The following is a 7,142-nucleotide window of genomic DNA, read 5'->3' as shown; positions in this document are numbered from 1 at the left end:
CCTGGCCAGCCCGCTCAGAGATGTGTATAAGAGACAGGTCCAGCTATGAGACTCACCTGCAACCGCCGCCGAGAGGTACGCGTCGTAAGCGCCGATCACGGGAGCGACCCGGGTGTGGCCGCCGAACCGGACGCCGGAGAGCGGGTCGGCGAGGACCGGGAACCCCGTCGCGTGCGACAGCGCCGTGACGGCCTCGGCGTCGAGCCCCGGCGGGTCCGCCGGCCCGGCGACGATCAGTCCGCGGTCGGTCGTCGACAGCTCGTTGGCGAGCCGCTGGAGCGCCTCGTCGCCCGGCTCGGGCGACCCGGGCGTCACGTCGACGTAGGGGCCGTCGCGGCCGCGCTCGGCGACCTGATCGAGGTCGGCGGGCACGTCGTCGGGGACCCGAGTCGGCTCCAGCGGCTTCTTAAACGGGACGTTGAGGTGGACCGGTCCGGGGTCGGCGCCCTCGGCGGTCCCGACGGCGCGGGCGACGGTGGTCCGCAGCGAGCGGAGCGCGCGGTCGTTCGGCGCGGGCTCCGGCAGGTCTTTATAAAACCGGACGGCGTCGCCGTACAGCTTCTCCTGGTCGGCGGTCTGGTTGGCGCCCGAGTCGCGCAGCTCCGGCGGTCGGTCGGCCGTGAGCGCGAGCAGGGGGACGCGGGCCTCGCTCGCCTCCATCACGGCGGGGTGGTAGTTGGCGGCGGCGGTGCCGGAGGTGCAGATCAGCGGCGTCACCGTCCCGGTCCGACGCGCGCGGCCCAGCGCGAAGTAGGCGGCCGAGCGCTCGTCCAACTGGGAGAAGACGCGCAGGTCGTCGCTGCGCGCGGCGGCAACCGTCAGCGGCGTCGAGCGGCTCCCGGGCGAGGCCACGACGGCGTCGACGCCCGCGGCGACGAGCTCGTCGACGAGGGCGCGCGCCCACAGCGTGTTCCGGTTCGGCGCGGTCATAACGACCGGTTGGGGGTCGCGATTTAAATACTCCCGAGAGTCGGGCGCGGCGCGGTTCGGCTCCACTCGTCTTGCCACCGACCTCACTTCCGGTCGAGCCGCGAGAGCCCGTGCCACACCGCGTCGACGAGGCGGTCTTCTCCCTCGCCTTCGGCGGCGTCCCACCCGCGGGCGAGCGCGTCCTCGAGCACGGCGACCGGGTGGTTCTCGAAGTTGTTCATCCCGCGGAACGTCTCGAGGGCCTCGCGCTCGGCCTCGCCGAACGACACCGAACCGTCGTCCGCGTCGACCGCGTCGTCGGCGGCGCTCTCGGTCCCGTCGAGGAACCCGAGGTCCGCGAGCGTCGCCGACACCGCCGCGGCCGTCTCGCCCGTGAGCTCTCGGGTGCCCTCCGGCGTCTCGCGCTCCAGCAGGGTCACGTCGTACAGCTTGAACACCCGCTCGAGCTCGTCGATCGGAGCCTCGTGGTCGTCGACGCGCACGTCGACCCACCGGTCGTTGCGCCCGTCGTACCCGCCCTCGGGCTTGGCGACGTACAGCGCCGCGGCCTGCTCGCCGCGCTTGTCGCCGCCGGCCTCGTTGCCGGCGTGGAGCGCCGCGATCAGCCGCTCCGGGAGCCCGCCCTCCGTCTCCTCGAACGCCTCGGCCATCGCGGTGAGCGTCTCGGCGTTCTCCAGGATGTTGCCCTGCACGGTGTAGCCCTCGCCCTGCAGGTCGCCGGCGTGGTCGTGACAGTCCTCGCCGGTGAACGCCGCCACCGAGCCGTCGGTGCCGACGACGCCCACCTGTCGCGAGGGGGCCTCGTCGTCGCTTTCGGTGAGCCGCTCGACGACCTCGGCGGCGTCGTGACCCTCGCGCAGGAGGTCGAGGCCGTCGGGGCCGTAGGCGACGTTGGCGTAGCTCTGCGTCGCGACCGCGCCGGCGTCCGCGCTCGCGAACGGGACGACGGCGCCGACGCCGACGAACTTCGACTGGACCGCGACGCCGACGGCGTCGGTCTCCGGGTCGCGCGCGACGATCGAGAAGGTCGAGGGACGGACTGGCATACGGATCGTGTGGTCGGGTGGGAGCTTCATAAATCCGGTCGAGGTCGGCTGCCTCTGCACCGCCGCTGCGACTCCCGCGCCATCGCTCGCGACCGCGTTCTGCAACGCTTATGCCCGCCGACCGACTTCGATCGGACATGAGCGACGACGACGCCGTCGACGTCGAGGTCGAGTCCCCCGACGACGCCGCGGCCGACGCGGCGCGGACGAACGGCACCGCGGACGCGACCGCCGAGGAACCGACCGGCGAGTCGACCGACGCGGACGGAGCGGGCCGCGGAGCCGCCGACCGCGAGGCACTGGCCGCCGAAGTCGCGGAGCACGACGAGGCGCTCGCCCGAGAGGTCGCGGCGCTGGAGGCCGAGCTCGACGAGACGCGCGACGAACTGCTCGAGACAGAAGAGGAGGTAGAGGAGCTGACGAGCAAGCTCGCCCGCGTCAAGGCCGACTTCAGCAACTACAAGCAGCGCGCCAAGCGCAAGCAGGAGGAGATCCGCGAGCGCGCCTCGGAGGCGCTCGTCGAGCGCATCACGCCGGTCCGAAACGACCTCCTGCGCGCGCTCGACCAGGAGGCCGGGAGCGACCTCCGCCCGGGCGTCGAGTCGACGCTGGAGAAGTTCGACGAGGTCCTCGCCGACGAGGGCGTCGAGCCCATCGACCCCGACCCCGGTGAGGCGGTCGACCCGGCCCGCCATCAGGTGATGCTCCGGGTCGAGAGCGACCAGCCCGAGGGGACGGTCCACGAGGTGTACGAGCCCGGCTACGAGATGGGCGACCGCGTGGTCAGCGAGGCGAAGGTCACCGTCAGCGCCGACGAGGAGTAGGCTCGGATCGGGCGATCACCGAACGTACACTCGGAGCGGGCGGTCACCGGACGTTCTCGGTCGCGCGCCCGTACGCCGCCGCCAGCTCGTCGAGCCCCGCGTCCGGCTCGGCCGCGTGCGGCACCGACAGCGGCGAGACGGACACCTCGCCGTCGACGACCGCTCGACGGTCGGTGCCGATCGGGTCGGGCACGTCGCCGGCGTTCATCTTCCCCCAGATGGGGTCCGAGAAGCGCACGCGGCCGTTCCCGTCGTGTGCCGCCTCCATCCCGTACCACGGCGAGGGCGACGTGACGCGCATCGGCGCCGGCGCGTCGCCCTCGCCCCCCTCGTCCGCGTCCGCGATCGGGGCGTTGACGTTGAGGTAGTCGACGCGGTCGAACGCGCCCGACGCGGTCGCCTCCGCGACGAGGTACCGGGTCGCGCGGGTCGCGTTCGCGAACTCCGCCGACCGCAGCTCCCGCTTCCACCAGTCCTCTCCGCCGGGGACGTACATGGAGGTCGCCACCGCGGGCACGTCGAAGAAGGCGGCCTCGACCGCGGCGGAGACGGTCCCCGAGCGCCCGAGGGTGTACGCGCCGAGGTTCGCCCCCTCGTTACAGCCCGCGACCACGACGTCGGCGTCGGGGATCAGGGCGTCGAGCCCCGCGACGACGCAGTCGACCGGAGTGCCGTCGACGGCGTACCCGAGCTCGTGGTCGGCGATCCCGACGTCCTCCGAGAGGGTGCGCCCCGCCGACGACCGGTCCTCGGTCGGGGCGACCGCCACCACGTCGTAGTCGGCGTCGAGCGCGTCGTAGAGCGCTCTGAGCCCGGCGGCGTCGATCCCGTCGTCGTTCGTCAACAGGACGCGTTCGACGCTCATAGAGTCACGTCGGGCGGTTCGGTCAAAAGTCCACCGTCGCCGGCGCGGTGCGACGCGAGGCCGACCGTCGGCGGTCGAACGTGGTCCCGCCGCGCCGAACGGAAAGGCCCACGTATCTCGGATTCGATCGGCCCGTATGGGATTCGGGGACACGGCGAAGAAGATCCAGACGCTCGCCGACCGGGCGGAGCGCACGTACCAGAAGATCAACGAGCTCCGCAGCGAGGTCGAGGAGACGCAGACGACCGTGCTCGACACCTCCGAGCGCGTCCAGCGGCTCGAAAACGAGATGGCCGAACAGCGGGCCGTCCTCGACGCGGTCGCGACCGAAGTCGGCGTCGACCTCGAGAGCGTGAGCACCGAGGCGCACATCACCGACGCCGAGGCGGTGGCCGCGGCCGACGCCCACGGCGGGGACACCGGAAGCGTCGAAAGCGACGACGCCGAAAGCGACGACGCCGAAAGCGACGCCGACGAGTCAGCGGACGACGCCGAGAAGTAGGCCTGAGACGCTCCTTAGTCGTCGTCTACGTCCGTCTCACCGCCCTCTTCGTCCACTGCGCCCGCCCGCGAGACGACCTCGGCCGGCACGCCGGCGGCCGTCGTCCCGGGCGGCACGTCCTCGGCGACGAGCGAGTTGGCGGCGACGCGCGCGCCCTCGCCGATCGTGACGCCCGGGAGGACGACCGCGCCCGCGCCGATCATCGCGCGGTCCTCGACGACCACGTCCCCGAGCCGGTACTCGTCCTGGAGGAACTCGTGGCAGAGCAGCGTGGCGTCGTAGCCGATGATGGCGTCGTTACCGACCGTGATCCGCTCGGGCCAGAACACGTCCGGGGTCGACTCCAACCCCCACGAGACGCCGGCGCCGACGGCCACGCCGATCCGGCGCAACAGCCAGTTCTTCAGCCGGAGGCTCGGACAGATCCGCGCGAGGACGATGACGACGTAGTTGCGGACGACCGCGAGCGGCGACTTCGCGTCGGGCCACGACCACAGGGAGTTGCGCGGCCCGCGCGTCGGGAAGTGGTCGAGGCCGTCGCTTCGGGGCGGGTCGGTATCGTCGCGCGTCGCGTTCGCGTCGTCGCGTGTCACGTCGCTCCGTTCGGGCGGCGGGAATAAAAGGGTCTGTTGAAACCCACAGGGACTGATAGGAAACGCGTACTGAACATCGAGGGCGTAGTCAGCACGGGAACTGCGTTACGTTCTCAAAACGAGTCCCAGTCGTACTCACTGGAAGTCTCCCCCATTAATTTGACATATATGGACGTGAGTGTAATGACAACGACGGCGATTATGAGAAGCACGAGCCAATCGGCAAGGTACTCATAGATACCGAAATACGGATTTACGAACGTTAGCCCGCAGAATATTCCGAGGATTATGAATTCGTTATTCAACGTACCCTCGTCCTCGGCCATACGCGTTCCAAACAACTCAGAAGAAATAATCTTATCGTGACCGATCTGATCGAATCTGAAGGGAGCTCTGTGCCAGATTCGCGGTTTGACGTTAGCGAACACCTTTTTGTGAGCGATTCAACCGATAGCGTATGAAACGGCGCGAGCTACTCGGCACGTTCTCCGCGGGAGGAGTTGCAGTCAGTGCCGGCTGTCTTTCCCGAACGAGCGCAGCGGCGGACTGCTCTCCGTTCTCTCGATTCGGTATCGTCATCGAAAACGTCCGGAGTACTCCGCAATCCCTCCAACTGTCTATCCGGACAGGGATTCTCGAGCGGGACGTGTTCTCGAGTGAGTTCGACGTTCCGACAGCCGAGGATTCGCCTCCACCGTGGGATCATCCGGAAGGCGTTTATCGAAAGAATGTGCTTCCGAACATGCGTTCGTTGATCGCGACTGTCAGCTACGAAGGCGAGAGGCTCACGCATTCCTGGCTAGTGTCGTGCAATCACCTTTATATACGCCTCCGTGACAACGGCGACGTGACCTTTACGACGATATCGCCGGATCTCTTCGACAGTATGGCTTCCGATCTTGACTGACCGCCGTCCGTTACAGCGCGTGGTCTGCACTCTCTATCTACGTCTGTGCCCTCTATTCAGCGCACCTGCGGAAATCCGCCATCACCTGATTCAACAGAGCCGAGTAGAAGAGTCGCTCCCGGTCGCGGGTCGAAGACCGCGACGAGCTCAGCGTCGGAGCTCGGCCATGTGCTCGATCCGGCGCTCGACGAGGTCGGCCGTGCCGATGTCGTGGCGGATGCGGACCCGGTCGCCGGCGGCGGCGAGCGCGTCCTCGGCCTGCGCCTCCGCGGCCGCGATAGAGTCGCCGCGGCCGACGACGGCGAACGACCGCGAGGTCGTCGTGTAGAGGCCGTCCTCGCGCTCGTCGACGCTGGCGTAGTAGAGGAGCGCGTCGCCGACGCTCTCCTCGTCGACGGCGATCTTCGCGCCCGCGTCGGGGTCGGTCGGGTATCCCTCCGGGACCGCGTACTTACAGACGGTCGCCTCGCCGGAGAAGGCGAGTTCGGGGAGGTCGTTTCCGTCGCGAGCGGCCGTGAGCACGTCGAGGAAGGGGGTCTCTAAGACGGGGAGCGTGTTCATCGCTTCCGGGTCGCCGAAGCGCGCGTTGAACTCGACGACCTTCGGACCCGCGTCCGTGAGCATGAACTGGCCGTAGAGCACGCCCTTGTAGTCGGGGAGCGCGTCCACGACCGCCTCCAGCACGTCGACGGCGGCGTCGTAGTCGCCCTCGGCCATGAACGGCAGCGAGAGGCCGGTGGCGGTGTACGACCCCATCCCGCCGGTGTTCGGTCCCTCGTCGCCCTCGTATGCGCGCTTGTGGTCCTGCACCGCGGGCGTGGTGCGGAGCTCGCCGTTCGCGACGAACGCCTGCACCGTGAACTCCTCGCCGACGAGCCGCTCTTCCAACACGACGCGCTCGTAGTCGGAGTCGCGGAGGTATTCTTTGGCCCCCTCGGCGGTCACCTGATCGCCGATCACCTTCACGCCCTTGCCGCCCGTGAGCCCGGCCGGCTTCACCGCGAGGTCGCCGTCGTAGTCGTCGATGTGATCGCAGGCGGCCTCGATGTCGTCGAACACCGCGTAGTCCGGACAGCCGGGGATGTCGGCCTCGTCCATGAACTCGCGCTGGTACGCCTTGTCAGTCTCCAGTCGCGCCTCCTCGGCCCGCGGCCCGAACGCGTACACGCCGGCGTCGTCGAGCGCGTCGGCGACGCCCGCCGCGAGCGCGGACTCCGGCCCGATCACGGCCAGGTCCGCACCCACCTCGGTCGCGTAGTCGGCGACCGCCGCGGCGTCGGTCTCGTCGATCGTCTCGAAGCCGTCGGCGAGCCGGCGGATCCCCGGGTTCCGGTTGCTCGCGCAGGCGTACAGCGCGCAGTCCTCTGCGACGGCGCGGGCGATCGCGTGCTCGCGCCCGCCGCCCCCCACCAGGAGTACGGTCTCCGTCATGTGCGACCGATCACTACACGGTAGTGTAAGCCTTACTCTCTATC

9 protein-coding genes are annotated in these 7,142 nt (G+C 69.4%); 3 read left to right on the top strand and 6 right to left on the bottom strand.

Features of this window, described 5'->3' with window-relative positions; all coding sequences use genetic code 11:
• Window positions 1-930: 2-succinyl-5-enolpyruvyl-6-hydroxy-3-cyclohexene-1-carboxylic-acid synthase (gene menD / locus C469_RS02270; protein WP_008003487.1), on the bottom strand; the 930-nt coding region annotated here is incomplete at its 3' end.
• A gap of 83 nt (window positions 931-1,013) precedes the next feature.
• Complete coding sequence (locus tag C469_RS02265; protein ID WP_008003486.1) at window positions 1,014-1,976, bottom strand: DUF1028 domain-containing protein; 963 nt, start codon at window positions 1,974-1,976, stop codon at window positions 1,014-1,016.
• A gap of 137 nt (window positions 1,977-2,113) precedes the next feature.
• On the opposite strand from C469_RS02265, the gene C469_RS02260 reads away from it, so the two are divergent.
• The gene (locus C469_RS02260) at window positions 2,114-2,800 is read left to right on the top strand and encodes a nucleotide exchange factor GrpE (RefSeq protein WP_008003485.1); all 687 of its coding nucleotides are present in this window, start codon (window positions 2,114-2,116) and stop codon (window positions 2,798-2,800) included.
• Window positions 2,801-2,843: 43 nt separating this feature from the next.
• On the opposite strand, the gene surE is transcribed toward C469_RS02260, so the two are convergent.
• Entirely contained in the window at window positions 2,844-3,665 is an 822-nt protein-coding gene (gene surE / locus C469_RS02255; protein WP_008003481.1) for a 5'/3'-nucleotidase SurE, read from the bottom strand.
• Window positions 3,666-3,801: 136 nt separating this feature from the next.
• On the opposite strand from surE, the gene C469_RS02250 reads away from it, so the two are divergent.
• A complete protein-coding gene (locus C469_RS02250) occupies window positions 3,802-4,167 on the top strand; it encodes a DUF5798 family protein (protein ID WP_008003479.1) in 366 nt (121 codons plus the stop codon).
• 14 nt (window positions 4,168-4,181) lie between these two features.
• On the opposite strand, the gene C469_RS02245 is transcribed toward C469_RS02250, so the two are convergent.
• Both C469_RS02245 and C469_RS02240 read right to left on the bottom strand, forming a co-directional pair.
• Window positions 4,182-4,760 carry an acyltransferase gene (locus C469_RS02245; RefSeq protein WP_008003473.1) on the bottom strand — a complete coding sequence of 193 codons (579 nt, stop codon included), beginning with the start codon at window positions 4,758-4,760 and terminating at the stop codon, window positions 4,182-4,184.
• 113 nt (window positions 4,761-4,873) lie between these two features.
• On the bottom strand, window positions 4,874-5,086 hold the full coding sequence (locus C469_RS02240; protein WP_008003467.1) for a hypothetical protein: 213 nt from the start codon (window positions 5,084-5,086) through the stop codon (window positions 4,874-4,876).
• Window positions 5,087-5,217: 131 nt separating this feature from the next.
• Here C469_RS02240 and C469_RS16610 point away from each other — a divergent pair, with 131 nt between their 5' ends.
• Window positions 5,218-5,667, top strand: a complete 450-nt coding sequence (locus C469_RS16610) for a hypothetical protein (protein WP_147587229.1) — start codon at window positions 5,218-5,220, stop codon at window positions 5,665-5,667.
• A 147-nt stretch (window positions 5,668-5,814) separates the two neighbouring features.
• Here the strand turns inward: C469_RS16610 and purD are convergent, their stop codons facing one another.
• A complete protein-coding gene (purD, locus tag C469_RS02235) occupies window positions 5,815-7,098 on the bottom strand; it encodes a phosphoribosylamine--glycine ligase (protein ID WP_008003466.1) in 1,284 nt (427 codons plus the stop codon).
• Window positions 7,099-7,142: the final 44 nt, after the last annotated feature.

It is taken from the genome of Halorubrum lipolyticum DSM 21995 (assembly GCF_000337375.1).
Lineage (GTDB): Archaea > Halobacteriota > Halobacteria > Halobacteriales > Haloferacaceae > Halorubrum > Halorubrum lipolyticum.
The sequence above is the reverse complement of the archived record's forward strand: the minus strand, read 5'-3'. Positions and strand labels throughout refer to the sequence as shown.